This window comes from Marinomonas fungiae (assembly GCF_001418205.1).
GTDB lineage: Bacteria > Pseudomonadota > Gammaproteobacteria > Pseudomonadales > Marinomonadaceae > Marinomonas > Marinomonas fungiae.
The window spans coordinates 72,492-85,710 of record NZ_LIQF01000003.1; the positions used below are offsets into that span (position 1 = coordinate 72,492).

Consider the following 13,219-nt stretch of genomic DNA (forward strand, 5'->3'; position numbering starts at 1 on the left):
GATGTACGTCATGCTCTGAGAATGATTCCACCCTTAGTCTCTTAGCCATACGTTTGGCTAACAATATTATGTTGGGAATTGCAGGAGAGAACTATGATTGATAACGATCGCCGTAAATTTGTTAAAAAAGGATTGTTTGGTTTAGCTGTTTTGCCATTTGGTATGGGGGTGTTGACTACAAAAGCGTTTGCTGCAATGCCAATGTTGGATCCAAATGCGCCTAATGCAAAAGCATTAGCTTACACACCTGACGTTGCTACAGCCGCTTCTCACGCTGCTTACAAAGCGGGTAGCAGTTGTTCCAACTGTAATTTCTTTAATGCTGGAACGGGGGCCTGCCCATTGTTCGCTGGTCATGCTGTTGAACCAAACGGTTGGTGCCAGGCTTGGGTTAAAAAGCCTTAAGCATAAGCCTTAGTGATGATTAAAAAGCTCTTAAGCTGTGGAAGGCTTAAGAGCTTTTTTATTGCAGTTATTAGTCTGTTGACGATTTAGTAGCAATGGGCAGTTTTATTGGCCGCTTTAAGAGATGTGTATACCTGTTTCGGGCCTGCCATTGCCGCATTCAAATCATTCATGCGGGTTTGATGCGATGGGTGAGTAGATAGAAACTCTGGGGTTGAGCTAGAGCCTTTCTTAGACATATTTTGCCAAAGTTTAATGCTTTCTTCTGGGTTAAATCCTGCCTTAGCCATTAAGTCTAACCCGATGACGTCTGCTTCAGATTCGTGCGTACGGCTAAATGGAAGTAGGATACCTATTTGGGCGCCAATGCCTAAACCTTGGAAAATAGCGGTTTTTGTCGCGGAGTCTTCACCGTAAAGCTGAGAACCTAAAGCCAAAGCTTGGCTAGTTGCTAGCTGCGTGGATACTCGTTCATTACCATGACGGGCAAGTACGTGACCCACTTCGTGACCGACTACAGCAGCCAATTGATCTTGGTTAGTAGCGACATCTAACAGACCTGTGTAAACGCCAATCTTGTAACCAGGCAGTGCAAACGCATTGACTTGTTCATCGTTAAACAGCACCACTTCCCAGTTTTGCTTACGGTACTCATCTGGTAGTACGGCAATGATGCGATCCGCGACACACTGTACATGTTGTGTGGCTTGAGTACTGCTGGATGCAGGGGTGTTTGACTTCATTTCGGCAAAGGAAGCCACACCCATTTCATTGAGCTGATTGTCTGGAAGCAGTACAAGTTGCTTGCGGCCAGTTGGGGATGTGCTGCAGGCGCTAAGTAACGCTGCGCTAAGAAGACCAAGGGCAATATTACGCTGTAATTTAGATGCCATAAGAGATAATCCTCGTGTGTTTATCCTTGGATATCTTGAAGTAGCTCAGCAGCTTGTACGACAATTCCTTCACCTGCCATATTGGGCGCGATGCCGACACTGACACCATCATTCGACATGCCTGGCAGCCAAATATCAACAAATGACTCATTGCTAACATCCAATGCACTGAAGCCTTCATGTTCAGCTTTTGCCCACTCATTTGCCATGTCTTCGCTTGGCCATACAGGTAATACTCGTTCACTACCGATGGTAACGTTTAAACAACCTTCCGTGTCCGCAAGAGTGTAACAAGTGCCGCCGCTCTTTATGTGGCTAACAAATAGGTCATAGCGCTTTTGACTGGTTTCTCTAAAAAAAGCTGTGTTATCAAATGTCATAATTTTTTCTTCAATATAATTTGCTCGATAATAACACATCAGACTATATCCGATAGACCAAAAAAATGGGCAGCCCTGATGGGCTGCCCATTGCACAAATAAAAAGGAAAAGTGTGAGTTAGCGTGGGATTTCGTCGGTAATGCCTTCGACGTACCAATTCACTTTTGCCAATTCTTCATCAGATAGACTATGGCCTTCAGCGACAACAATATTGCCTTTGTTATCTTTAATTGGGCCGGTGAATGGCTTGAATTCGCCTGATTTGATCTTTTCGTATGTTTCGTCAATTTTAGCACGAACGTCAGTCGGCAAGTTCTCGTTGATCGATGCAAGGCTTAGCATGTCCTCATGGAAGCCACCCCAAAAGTCTTTAGGCTCGTAAGTACCGTCCATCACTTCCTGAGTGACTTTGATGTAGTAAGGTGCCCAATCATCACGTACAGAGAAGATGTGTGCCTTAGGGGCAAAGCTGCTTTGATCAGAGGCTTGACCAATGGCGCGCGCACCACGTTTTTCGGCAGCGATTAAAGGTGCAGGGCTGTCGGTATGTTGTAGTAAGACATCTACGCCCTGATCCATAAGAGCATTGGCTGCATCTGTCTCTTTACCTGGATCGTACCAAGAATTCACCCATACGATTTTGATTTTAACGTCAGGGTTAACACTTTTAGCCGCCATGTAAGCAGAGTTGATATCACGGATAACCTCTGGAATTGGGAAAGAGCCAATGTAACCAATGGTGTTAGTTTTTGTCAGTAAGCCAGCTGCGACACCTGATACGTAACGACCTTCATAAGTTCGAAGAACGTAAGTGCCCATGTTCTTAGAGCGTTTGTAGCCTGTCGCATGCTCAAAGGTCACGTTAGGGAATCGCTTAGCTACTTTTAACGTTGGGTTCATAAAGCCAAACGAGGTTGAGAAAATTAGGTCATTACCTGATTTTGCCAATTGTGTAATAACGCGCTCTGCGTCCGCACCTTCAGGTACGTTCTCTACAAAGGTTGTTTCGACTTTGTCACCAAAGAACTTTTCCAATTCTTGGCGACCGCGATCGTGCTCATAGCTCCAGCCTAAATCTCCAACTGGTCCAACATAAACAAATCCAACTTTAAATGGGTCATCTGCAGCGTGTGCGCCGCCGATACCTGCTAACAGGCCAAGACCTACAAGTAAGCTCTTCAGTTTCATTATTTGCTCCTTTTGTGCCCTTAGGCATTTTCTATCACATACAACAAAATGGGGATTAGGCCATCTGACGTGGATCAAATGGCTTGCCAAGCGAGCGAGGCGCTAGCAGTTTCTCTTTGTATTTATCAGCACTAATGATCACCATGACCACAATGGTGGCGACATAGGGCAACATGGCCAGCAAATTCGGTGAAATCGACCAGCCCATGCCCTGTAGTACCAGATGCATAATGCTAGCTAGACCAAAGAGGTAGGCACCAAGCACAATATTACCAATACGCCAAGAGGCAAAGACGACTAAGGCCAATGCGATCCAGCCACGGCCAGCGGTCATGTTTTCAACCCACATTGGGGTATACACCAAAGACATGTATGCGCCACCAAGGCCAGCCATGGCACCACCAAACATTACCGCAAGATAACGAACCTTCAGCACTTTAATGCCAATGGCATTAGCAGCATGAGGGTTTTCTCCAACCGCTTTGATGGTTAACCCTAAACGAGTTTTATTCGTAACGAAAGAGATAATAATCGCCATAACGATGGCCAAATATACCAAGGGATCATGGCTAAAGAGTACCTTGCCGATGACTGGTAAATCCGATAAAACCGGAATTTCAATCGGCTGGAAGCCCGTGATAGTTTGACCAACAACACTTGAACCGACAAAAGCGCTTAGACCTCCACCAAAAATACTCAATGCTAAACCGGTAGCCACTTGGTTCGCCCCTAGGTGAAGCACCAAGAAGCCAAAGATTAAGCTCATCACCATACCAATGAGAAGCGCACCTAAAATACCCATGCCAGCATTGCCCGTGGCGTAAGCGGCCATAAAACCAACTACTGCGCCCATTAGCATCATGCCTTCTTGACCGAGGTTTAGAACCCCTGTTTTCTCACAAATGGCTTCACCAAGCGCGATAAATAACAATGGTGTACCGGTTTTGATGGCTGCAAACAGCACTTGAGTAATTAGATCAATATCCATGTGATGCTCCTAAGCCATGTTTTCGCGAGATGAAACAATGCGGTAACGAATAAAGAAGTCACACGCTAGAAGGAAGAATAACAAGACGCCTTGGAACATACCGACCACGGCGATGGGAATGCCCATTTCAATCTGTGCTAAGTCGCCACCCATATATAGGATTGCCAGAAAGATGGACGCAATGATTGCGCCAGCTGGATGCAAACGACCAAGGTACGCTACGATGATGGCGGAGTATCCATACCCAGGTGACACATTTGGAGTAAGTTGCCCGATTGGCCCCGCTACTTCAGCGACACCCGCTAGTCCAGCTAATGCGCCAGAAAACAACATGACAAACCAGCTAATTGCTTTCGCGTTGAAACCCGCATAGGTTGCCGCAGGCTCATCAGCGCCGTAAACACGTATTTTGAAGCCAAGATGGGACTTGCTCAGTAGAAACCAAGCAAATAGAGCCAGTAGTAGCGCCAAGATAATGCCTAAATGAACTCGTCCACTTTCAAATAGAACGGGTAGCAAGGTGGCATCAGAGAACATCGCCGATTCTGGGAAGCCAAATCCGTCTGGGTCACGCAACGGGCCATGGACTGCCCAGATCAAAAGATACAGAGCAATGTAATTCAACATGATCGTAGTGAGGATCAGGTTAGAGTTAAACTTTATTTTTAGATAGGTTGGAATGCCCGCCCAGAACATGCCTGATGCAACGCCACCTAATAATGTTAGCGGCATGGCAAGCATGGAGTCTGAATTTACAAACATCAGTGCCACTGCACTGCCTCCTAGTGCCCCAGCAAGCAATTGTCCTTCGGCGCCAATGTTCCACATATTGGCGCGATAACAAAGTGAAAGACCCACGGCACAAAGCAACAGAGGCCCCATCTTTACCAACATTTCGCTAATGTTGTAAGCATCTGAAAGCGGGAGAACGAGCAGAACATACAGAGCTTGCAGAGGATCTTTACCTAACGCAGAAAACAGAATAGAGCCAAATACAAGCGTTAAAACAATCGCCAGAAAAGGCGATGCGAAAGTCATAAGTGTGCTCGGTTCGGTACGAGCTTGAACGCGGATCATGCCAGCGCCTCCGAAACCTTAGGTTCATTGATAAAAGTACCGGCCATCCATTGACCAATTTGATCAATGGAAGTCTTTTCAGTGCGCACTACTGGTGATAAGTGGCCATCACAAAGAGCGGCCATACGATCTGCCAGCAGGAACAATTCATCGATATCTTCTGAGATCAGTAGGATGGCCGTGCCTTGATCACGAAGTTTCAGAAGTGCTTGGTGAATGGCTAGCGCAGCGCCCACATCAACGCCCCAAGTAGGATGGGCGCAAATCAATACTTTAGGGTTCTGGCCAATCTCACGACCCATAATGAATTTCTGTAAGTTACCGCCACTTAGGCTCTTGGCTTCAGAAAACTCACCATGACATTTCACGCTGTACTGTGAAATCAGGTTTTTAGCGTACTCTTTGACGGCACTCCAGTTAACCAAGCCGGATTTCACAAAACCGCTGCTGTGGGTCAATAAGGTGTTTTCCGATAGGCTCATTTCGGGGACTGCACCGCGGCCAAGTCGTTCTTCTGGAACATAAGCTAGGCCAGATTTGCGACGAGCACCCGCAGACATTATACCGAGGTCAATACCGTCTAAAGTCAGCACCTTTTTAAGGTTGCGATTATCTTCGCCGCTGATGATTGACATCAGCTCCTCCTGACCATTGCCAGCAACCCCAGCAATGCCAAGAATTTCGCCTTTTAATAATTCAAAATTGATATGTTTTAACGACGTACCAAATGGGTTCTTTGCTGGAAGGTGCAAATCATTCGCTGAGAAAATAACACTTCCCCCATGAGCCTTCTCGTAGCCAGCATCTTGCTCTGCTAAGTCGCCGACCATCATTTTGGCAATGGTTGCTGGTGTTTCATTCGCAGGCTCGCAATCGCCAACAAATTTGCCGCCACGAAGGATGGTGGCTGTATGGCAGATCTCAGTGACCTCGTGCAGTTTGTGAGAAATAAACAAAATGCTGCAGCCTTCACTAGAAAGTTGCTTTAACACGGTGAATAAGCCCGCAACTTCTTGGGGTGTTAGTACAGAAGTTGGTTCATCAAGGATCAGAAGTTTTACTGACTGTACCAAGCAACGTACGATTTCTACCCGTTGACGTTCGCCAATCGAAAGTGAATGTACATAGCGATCAGGGTCAACATTTAAACCGTAGTCTTTTGATATATCACGGATTTTCTCGGCCAGATTGCCAATTTTTTCCAATTGGCTTTTGGTCAAACATAGTTCGATATTTTGCGCGACAGTTAGGGTTTCAAATAGTGAAAAATGTTGGAACACCATGCCGATGCCTAGATCTCGGGCGATTGCTGGCGATTTGATGTCGACTTCATGACCATTCCAAAGGATTTGGCCAGCATCAGGGGAAACTATGCCATAAATGGTCTTAACCAATGTACTTTTGCCAGCGCCGTTTTCTCCAAGTAATGCGTGGATCTCTCCAGGCATTAAGGTCATGCATATTTGGTCGTTGGCAAGACATCCGGGGTACTGTTTAGTGATATTCAGCAATTCTAAGCGGGGGCTAGAATTCTGTTTTTTCAATGTTTCCGACACCGTTAATTCTCTATGTATGATTGGGTGATTTACTCTTTTAACAGATGCTTTAAACGCTGTCTGTTAGATTCTAGTGTTTGCATCCTTGGCATTTTTGACTGATTGATAGGTGCTTTGCTCGCGTTGCGTCTGTTTTTAATTTTCAGTCTGTTATGTCGTTATCAATAAATGTGCCAATACCTTGAAGTAAGGCGAATAGCATCAATAAGGCGCGAAGAATACGCAATTTTCGCTTGTTTGTCTGCATGGTCAGCTTTTTATGTAGAGTTTATTTGCTCAGGATTTTAAATAATCTTGTTTAAATGGTCAGTATTGCACCATTTTGGGGATTTATTTGACCGATCGGTCCAGAATTAGGCGTAGGCGTGTGGCTTTGCCTAGTGTAAAATGCCGGTTAATTATAGCGCTTGAAATAATAGACTTTTTCAGGTTTATCGCTTGCATGCCTTACAGGACAGACGTTGTCTTTTTTTAGCACATATCTACAAAAATTAGCTTTGATTAGTTTGAAAAATAGTGCGGACGTTGATCACAATCGAAAGCAGGTAGTGAATATTACCTACCTACTTGCCATTGTAGTGAGCTTTATTTCAGGGCTGATTTTCGTGTGGCAAGGGTGGTTTTCTGAGTCTTTGGTGCACTGGATTGGAATGTGCGCTTCCTTAGTTGGTTTCACTCTGTCCATCAAAGGGCATTCACGCAGTGCCAGAATGCTGCTTCCTTTTGCTTATGCTCTTTATGTTTCCTTTTGCACCTTCTTATTTTATGGCTCCCAAAGTCATTTCCAATGGCTGTTGATTGTACTGGCGGCTTATTCGGTTGCAGGTTATCGGGTGTCAAGTGGAAAAGAACAAGTGCTGTTGTGCTGTTTTGCCTTGTTGGTGTTTGCTTTTAACCAGTTATTTGCTCCCATTAGCACCCAGTACTCTTCTAAAGATTTTCAGCTCTTTGTGACTTTGGCAACATTTATTGTTGCCATGATGTTTGTTGTCCTAATTGCTGGGGTAGTAGTGAATAAGTTGCGCAAACTCAATGAGCATCTGCGTTATCAAGCTGAAGTCGATGAGTTAACTCGAGTAAGTAATCGGCGCAAAGTACTAGCAGAAGCGGTCAATGTGTTTGCTGATGCCGTTATGAGTAACCAGCGCTGCTGCTTTGCCATTTTGGATCTAGACCATTTCAAACAAATCAACGATCGCTACGGTCATGACGTCGGTGATCGAGTGCTGCAACGATGCGCTCAGGTGATGCAAAACTCAATTCGAAGAGGGGATTGGCTAGGGCGTTATGGCGGGGAAGAGTTTGTGCTAATTATGCCGAATACTCGATTACGTGAAGCCTATGACATTATGGAGAGCTTGCGAATACAAATCAGCGATTTGAATATCTTTGTTGAGGGGCAAGATCAGCCAATCGTTGTCACGACCAGTATTGGTGTTGCTGAAATTAAAGATGACACCTTACGCTACGAACAAATTTTAGCGCGCGCTGATGCGGCATTGTATCTTGCTAAAGATAATGGCCGTAACCGTGTGGAGCTAGATATGTCAGAGTTAGAATAGTACATGAAAGACATTGATATCATTTATCAACACCCTGACTTTTGGGTGCTGGTAAAACCTGCTGGAGAAAGCTTTCACTCGGAAGACGGCGTTGGTTTTGCTCAGCGTTTGAAAAATGCTTTTCCTGAGCAAACGTTTTATCCGTTACATCGCTTAGATAAGATGACCTCAGGCGTGATTATGTTTGCGACTAATAAAGCCGCAGCAGCGCAGTTTGGCGCAATGTTTGCGGAACACCAATTTGAAAAGCGTTATTTAGCCGTTTCTTCAAATAAGCCGAAAAAGAAGCAAGGGACTGTTGCTGGTGCCATGCTGCCTAGTCGGCGTGGGCAATGGAAACTCTCTAATCAAGGGGGGGATTTTGCCGCGACTCAGTTTTTCAGTGCTGCTCTTGAGGGGAATCGTTATTTTTATATTCGACCATTGACGGGTAAAACTCACCAAATCCGTGTGGCATTGAAGAGCTTAGGCGCTCCCATATTGGGGGATGTTCGTTATGCCGGTGGCGGCTCGGATAGGGGGTACTTGCACGCCTATTCATTGGCTTTTACTTGGCGAGACCAGCCTTTTGTTTTTCAAGTTTGGCCTGATCATGGGGTGCTGTTTTCGGACGCAGCGAAAGAGCTGTATCAAACAAATTTCTTCGAGCCATCGTTGTCATGGCCTAAATTCATTATTCCAAAATAAAACACCTTGCCATTATGAAAAATATTTTAATTTACTGTCGTCCAGGTTTCGAAAAAGATGCGCTGGCTGAAATATCAGACAAAGCTGCTGAACATGGACTGTACGGCTATGGTGTACCCTCTGAAAACGCCGGTTATGTGCTCTACAACACAGGTGATGATCACGGCGCAGAATCGCTAATTCAATCGATGTCTTTTAATCATTTGATCTTTGCTCGTCAAATCATTGCCGTGAATGATGTGATAGATTTTGAAAAAGGTGGGCGTGTGCAGGCATTACTGGAAGCGGCTCGTGAGCTTCCTTTAGCAGAAGATATTTGGTTTGAGACAGCCGACACTAATGAGGCTAAAGCTTTATCTGGCTTGATCAAAAAGATTGAAAAGCCTCTACTGACAGGCTGGAAAAAAGCGGGCTTGCTGCGTAAAAAAGCAGTCGGTGTGCGTCACCATGTATTTTTCATGGAGGGCGATCAAGCCTATCTTGGTGTGAGCTATGCAGAGTGTCGCTCTGAATTTCCACTGGGGATTCGTCGTTTGCGTTTTCCAGCCAAAGGCCCAAGTCGATCAACTTTGAAACTAGAAGAAGCGCTGTTGCAGTTTGTTCCAGAGCATAGACGTGAGAAGGATTTGCATGATGCCATGCATGCAGTAGACCTTGGAGCATGTCCCGGTGGATGGACATACCAGTTTGTTGTGCGAGGCATTCATACGTATGCCGTAGATAATGGGCCGATGCAAAAAGAATTGATGGCTACAGGTCTAGTGTCACACATGACCGAAGATGGTTTTAAATTCCAGCCACCTGTTAAAGTGGATTGGATGGTGTGCGATATGGTGGAGCGTCCTATTCTAGTTGCAGAGCTAATGGCCAAATGGTTGTGTGAGGGCTGGACCCAGCGAACCATTTTTAATCTGAAATTGCCGATGAAAAAGCGTTATCAAGAAGTGGTGCAGTGTCTTGAACTGATTTCGAGTCAATTAGCGCAGAAAGGTCTTCGCTATGATATGCAATATAAGCACCTGTTCCATGATCGAGAAGAAATTACCGTGTGCATCATGGTGAGATAAGAAAGGGGGCTTCGAGTCCCTTTCTAATGTTTGTTGGCTGAGGAAGTGTTCAGAAGATCAGATGCTGTCTTTAGCTTTGAGCGGTGAGTACCCCATCGCTTCTTTCATTAATGCATCTCGCTGATATATATCGTTTCGAAATTCTGGCATGCCATTGGTGTTGGGCACTACTGTGAAGTAGACCAGATATACTGGCAAAGAATGATTTAGGGGAACCACTCTGGTTTCCTGTGATTCTCTAGCATCGGCCAATTGTTGCTGCCCTTTGCGATAACCAGCTACCAGTAAGTTGGCAAAATCTTCCGCCCTTTCTAGACGAATGCAGCCGGAACTGAACGCCCGCACGCCTTCATTAAATAAGTGTCTTGCAGGCGTGTCATGCAAATAAATGTCAAACTTATTGGGAAACATAAATTTATATCTCCCCAAGGCGTTCTCGTCATCGGCTGCTTGCTCAAAGCGATAACGAAGTTCCTCCGGTTGGATGTCGTGCCAGTTAATAGTAAGCGGGTCTAACTGTCTTGCACCAATGCTCCAACTGCTGTAGACATGATAGCCATGTTCGGTCAAATAGTTGGCATTTTCTTGTTGTTTAGGAAGTAAGCTTTCTCGGGCAATGCGCATAGGAACGCGCCATGTTGGGTTGACGACCATGTAAGTCATTTTGCCGTAGAAAACATTGGTTTTGCGATCGGGTTTGCCGATGACAACCTTCATGCGTTCTGTGCGCTCGTTAAGGAAGATGTGAGCGGTATAATCCGTTAAGTCGACCCATACTCGATTGTCTTCAAGTTGTGATGGGAGCCAGCGCCAGCGTTCTAGGTTGTAAGCAATCTGTCTGGCGCGTTCTTCTAGAGGGACATTTAGAGCTTGAATGGTTTGAGTGCCAACGGTGCCATCCGCGTCTAATTGATGGCGCTTTTGAAAGCGAGTAACCGCAGTCTGCAATTCTTGATCAAAGTAATTCTCAGTAATTTTTCGGGCTGAAAAGCGAATGTCGCCTAATTGCACCAAGCGAGCTCGTAGTTGCGCTACACGAGGGGACTGGTCACCTAAGCGTAATAGGAGGCCGTAATCGACATGAACATCCCCTTCTTTCTGCGCAAGCTCTTGGTAGAACGCCAGCCAGTTCTGTAGCACCTGATAATCCGGTTGTCGGGGTGCTAAGGTAGGTAAATAGTTCACCATGTGGGCGGGTGAGTCTAGAAATAGCAGGTTTTTCCAATCGTTACTGGGTGCGTCAAGTTGCCAATTTGGGTCAATCAGATGAGGCTCGTAGCGGCCGTTGGAAATGTCATGAGCGTAACTGGATAAGGCAATTGTAGTAATGACATCCAGCTCCGCCAGCTGTTGTGCCGTTGGTTTCTTAAGTGCCAAATATTCTTTAATGGTTTGTAGATGATAATGCACGGGATTAAGACCGTGGCTATAGGCTTGATCGAGGATTTCGACCAATCTATAGATGGAACTATCAAGTCGTTGATCTTTAATCCAGATAGGCTCAAAGTTACGAAATTCGTACGCTGCTAATACACTTTTATTTGGTAATGCTTGACCTGCAATAGGCGTGAATGCATCCAGCATCCAAGAGACTTGCTCACGTACGCTGCTTTCGATCTGGATACCACTTGGTTGAACGCTGTTTGAGCTGGATGCCTCACTGGAGTGTCTGCTATGAGTGGAGCAGCCCGTGAGTACGCTGCAAACAATGCATGCGATGCCAACATTGCGCGTTAAATGTTTCACGTGGGGTCCTTAATAATGAAAATCGGTGCGGTGGTGGCTTCCATGTCATTTAAAGTGGCAACAGCTTCATCGCGGTGGCTGCCACATACATATTCAGCCGCTTGAAATTCAGAACAAACTTTAGGTCTATCTGGTTGGCCAAAAATTTTGCAGCGAAAGTCTTGGTCAAGTTGTATGCAAGGCACTCCAGCTGGTTTGCCGTTCGGCATGCCGGGTATGGGGCTGGAAATCGATGGGGCGATACAGCAAGCACCGCAATTGGGTCGACAGTTCATGAGGCCCTTTTTACAAAAAATCACTATTTAACAACTAAGTAACCGACGTTAATCTGCCAAATCACTGATACATTCTATAAGAGTCATCTTAAGGGTAGCAGAATGTATAACATATTGGTGGTTGAAGATACTGCTGTAGTTAGAAAAATCCTCGAGAATCTAATTGGTTCAAATCCTTTCTTTCGCTGCGTATCTTGTAAGGATTTTGCCTCAGTACATGAGGTTATGAAGCAGAATGTTGATTTTTTGGCTGCAGTGGTCGATCTTAATCTGCCTGATGCTCCAAATGGGGAAGTGGTGGAAGAGGTGCTTCGACATCGCATTCCGACGGTAGTGTTAACGGGTAGTGTTGATGAGCCCCTGCGAGCTAGCTTACTCGCTCAAGGGGTGCTGGATTATATTACTAAAGATGCTAGCTACTCCTACCGACAGGTCGTGAAAATTTTAGAGCGACTTCGAAAGAACTTATCTATCAAAGTATTGGTGGTGGAAGATAGCTTAGTGTGCTCTAACATCATGTGTAATTTGCTGCGTAAAGCGCTTATCGAAGTGGTGGTTGCCAAAAATGGCGTTGAGGCGTTAAGAGTGCTTGAAAAAGAACCAGACATTAAGATGGTCATTAGTGATCATTACATGCCTGAAATGTCTGGTTTTGAGTTGGTTAGACAGTTGCGCGAACAGCCGCAGTACCAGAATTTGACCATCATTGGGGTTTCTGCTCAAGGAGATCCAGTAATGTCGGCCAAGTTCATCAAGAGTGGAGCAAATGATTTTTTAACAAAACCCTTCTATCAAGAAGAGTTTTATTGGCGTGTCTTTAGTGCCTTAGAATCCATGGAAATGATGGAGGCGATACATAAAGCTGTTTATGTAGATGTATTGACTGGTATTCATAATCGACGTTATTTGTTTGAGCAGGGTGAAAAGCTATTTATTGAGAAGCATAAGTTTGCTGGTTTTGGTGTCTGTATGTTTGACTTAGATGAGTTCAAAGAAGTGAATGATTCACTGGGGCATCTTATTGGTGATCAGTTAATAGCTCAGTTTGCAGGCATTCTTAAAAAAACCTTCGCTGATGACTTGCTTGGGCGTTACGGTGGTGAAGAGTTTGTGGTGATTTCCACTCGTTCAGAAGAGGCTTTGCGCAAAGATATTGCGAATTTCATGTATACAGTGCGCTGTACATTATTTACTGAAAAGAATTTGGCAATGACTTGCAGTGTGGGCGTTTGCTTTGAGCCCATGACCAGTTTGAATGAGTCTTTGGGGGCTGCTGATGCTCAGCTCTATCAAGCTAAGGCGTTTGGTCGTAATCGTGTCGAGCCTTATGACAGTGAAGTGGCTTAATGCTTATCTTGTTTTTTTAATGTCCATTAAAAAGCCCGCTTTAAAAA

At 45.1% G+C, this 13,219-nt stretch carries 14 protein-coding genes; 6 read left to right on the forward strand and 8 right to left on the reverse strand.

Annotated elements, in window-relative coordinates; all coding sequences use genetic code 11:
* Positions 1-93 precede the first annotated feature (93 nt).
* Positions 94-405 carry a high-potential iron-sulfur protein gene (locus ASC49_RS05295; protein WP_055462191.1) on the forward strand — a complete coding sequence of 104 codons (312 nt, stop codon included), beginning with the start codon at positions 94-96 and terminating at the stop codon, positions 403-405.
* Between the two features lie 86 nt (positions 406-491).
* On the opposite strand, the gene ASC49_RS05300 is transcribed toward ASC49_RS05295, so the two are convergent.
* The 6 genes from ASC49_RS05300 to ASC49_RS05325 form a co-directional block, all read right to left on the reverse strand.
* Positions 492-1,298, reverse strand: a complete 807-nt coding sequence (locus ASC49_RS05300; protein ID WP_055462192.1) for a M48 family metallopeptidase — start codon at positions 1,296-1,298, stop codon at positions 492-494.
* A gap of 20 nt (positions 1,299-1,318) precedes the next feature.
* Entirely contained in the window at positions 1,319-1,678 is a 360-nt protein-coding gene (locus tag ASC49_RS05305) for a DUF2750 domain-containing protein (RefSeq protein WP_072242061.1), read from the reverse strand.
* 118 nt (positions 1,679-1,796) lie between these two features.
* A complete protein-coding gene (locus ASC49_RS05310) occupies positions 1,797-2,867 on the reverse strand; it encodes a BMP family ABC transporter substrate-binding protein (protein WP_055462194.1) in 1,071 nt (356 codons plus the stop codon).
* 55 nt (positions 2,868-2,922) lie between these two features.
* On the reverse strand, positions 2,923-3,855 hold the full coding sequence (locus ASC49_RS05315) for an ABC transporter permease (RefSeq protein ID WP_055462195.1): 933 nt from the start codon (positions 3,853-3,855) through the stop codon (positions 2,923-2,925).
* A 9-nt stretch (positions 3,856-3,864) separates the two neighbouring features.
* Positions 3,865-4,932, reverse strand: a complete 1,068-nt coding sequence (locus ASC49_RS05320; protein WP_055462196.1) for an ABC transporter permease — start codon at positions 4,930-4,932, stop codon at positions 3,865-3,867.
* A complete protein-coding gene (locus ASC49_RS05325) occupies positions 4,929-6,389 on the reverse strand; it encodes an ATP-binding cassette domain-containing protein (protein WP_082443723.1) in 1,461 nt (486 codons plus the stop codon). The genes ASC49_RS05320 and ASC49_RS05325 overlap by 4 nt, the downstream gene beginning before the upstream one ends.
* A gap of 647 nt (positions 6,390-7,036) precedes the next feature.
* Here ASC49_RS05325 and ASC49_RS05330 point away from each other — a divergent pair.
* The 3 genes from ASC49_RS05330 to rlmM are packed head-to-tail and all read left to right on the forward strand — an operon-like array spanning position 7,037 to position 9,804.
* Positions 7,037-8,050 carry a GGDEF domain-containing protein gene (locus ASC49_RS05330; RefSeq protein ID WP_141656803.1) on the forward strand — a complete coding sequence of 338 codons (1,014 nt, stop codon included), beginning with the start codon at positions 7,037-7,039 and terminating at the stop codon, positions 8,048-8,050.
* 3 nt (positions 8,051-8,053) lie between these two features.
* Positions 8,054-8,737 carry a pseudouridine synthase gene (locus tag ASC49_RS05335; protein WP_055462198.1) on the forward strand — a complete coding sequence of 228 codons (684 nt, stop codon included), beginning with the start codon at positions 8,054-8,056 and terminating at the stop codon, positions 8,735-8,737.
* A gap of 14 nt (positions 8,738-8,751) precedes the next feature.
* Complete coding sequence (gene rlmM, locus ASC49_RS05340) at positions 8,752-9,804, forward strand: 23S rRNA (cytidine(2498)-2'-O)-methyltransferase RlmM (RefSeq protein ID WP_055462199.1); 1,053 nt, start codon at positions 8,752-8,754, stop codon at positions 9,802-9,804.
* 57 nt (positions 9,805-9,861) lie between these two features.
* Here the strand turns inward: rlmM and ASC49_RS05345 are convergent, their stop codons facing one another.
* On the reverse strand, positions 9,862-11,550 hold the full coding sequence (locus ASC49_RS05345; protein ID WP_055462200.1) for a L,D-transpeptidase family protein: 1,689 nt from the start codon (positions 11,548-11,550) through the stop codon (positions 9,862-9,864).
* The gene (locus ASC49_RS05350) at positions 11,547-11,780 is read right to left on the reverse strand and encodes a YkgJ family cysteine cluster protein (protein WP_245624658.1); all 234 of its coding nucleotides are present in this window, start codon (positions 11,778-11,780) and stop codon (positions 11,547-11,549) included. The genes ASC49_RS05345 and ASC49_RS05350 overlap by 4 nt, the downstream gene beginning before the upstream one ends.
* Here ASC49_RS05350 and ASC49_RS20155 point away from each other — a divergent pair.
* Together ASC49_RS20155 and ASC49_RS05355 are read left to right on the forward strand one after the other, a co-directional pair.
* On the forward strand, positions 11,725-11,856 hold the full coding sequence (locus tag ASC49_RS20155) for a hypothetical protein (protein ID WP_281175775.1): 132 nt from the start codon (positions 11,725-11,727) through the stop codon (positions 11,854-11,856). The genes ASC49_RS05350 and ASC49_RS20155 overlap by 56 nt on opposite strands.
* A gap of 71 nt (positions 11,857-11,927) precedes the next feature.
* Positions 11,928-13,172, forward strand: coding sequence for a response regulator (locus ASC49_RS05355; protein ID WP_055462202.1), 1,245 nt, complete (start codon positions 11,928-11,930; stop codon positions 13,170-13,172).
* The last annotated feature ends 47 nt before the right edge of the window (positions 13,173-13,219 follow it).

What these genes read in the sequence shown, in the direction of transcription:
- ASC49_RS05295 (WP_055462191.1), top strand. Translation starts at nt 94, where the DNA reads ATGATTGATAACGATCGCCGTAAATTTGTTAAAAAAGGATTGTTTGGT.
- ASC49_RS05300 (WP_055462192.1), bottom strand. Translation starts at nt 1,298, where the DNA reads ATGGCATCTAAATTACAGCGTAATATTGCCCTTGGTCTTCTTAGCGCA.
- ASC49_RS05305 (WP_072242061.1), bottom strand. Translation starts at nt 1,678, where the DNA reads ATGACATTTGATAACACAGCTTTTTTTAGAGAAACCAGTCAAAAGCGC.
- ASC49_RS05310 (WP_055462194.1), bottom strand. Translation starts at nt 2,867, where the DNA reads ATGAAACTGAAGAGCTTACTTGTAGGTCTTGGCCTGTTAGCAGGTATC.
- ASC49_RS05315 (WP_055462195.1), bottom strand. Translation starts at nt 3,855, where the DNA reads ATGGATATTGATCTAATTACTCAAGTGCTGTTTGCAGCCATCAAAACC.
- ASC49_RS05320 (WP_055462196.1), bottom strand. Translation starts at nt 4,932, where the DNA reads ATGATCCGCGTTCAAGCTCGTACCGAACCGAGCACACTTATGACTTTC.
- ASC49_RS05325 (WP_082443723.1), bottom strand. Translation starts at nt 6,389, where the DNA reads ATGACCTTAATGCCTGGAGAGATCCACGCATTACTTGGAGAAAACGGC.
- ASC49_RS05335 (WP_055462198.1), top strand. Translation starts at nt 8,054, where the DNA reads ATGAAAGACATTGATATCATTTATCAACACCCTGACTTTTGGGTGCTG.
- rlmM (WP_055462199.1), top strand. Translation starts at nt 8,752, where the DNA reads ATGAAAAATATTTTAATTTACTGTCGTCCAGGTTTCGAAAAAGATGCG.
- ASC49_RS20155 (WP_281175775.1), top strand. Translation starts at nt 11,725, where the DNA reads ATGCAAGGCACTCCAGCTGGTTTGCCGTTCGGCATGCCGGGTATGGGG.
- ASC49_RS05355 (WP_055462202.1), top strand. Translation starts at nt 11,928, where the DNA reads ATGTATAACATATTGGTGGTTGAAGATACTGCTGTAGTTAGAAAAATC.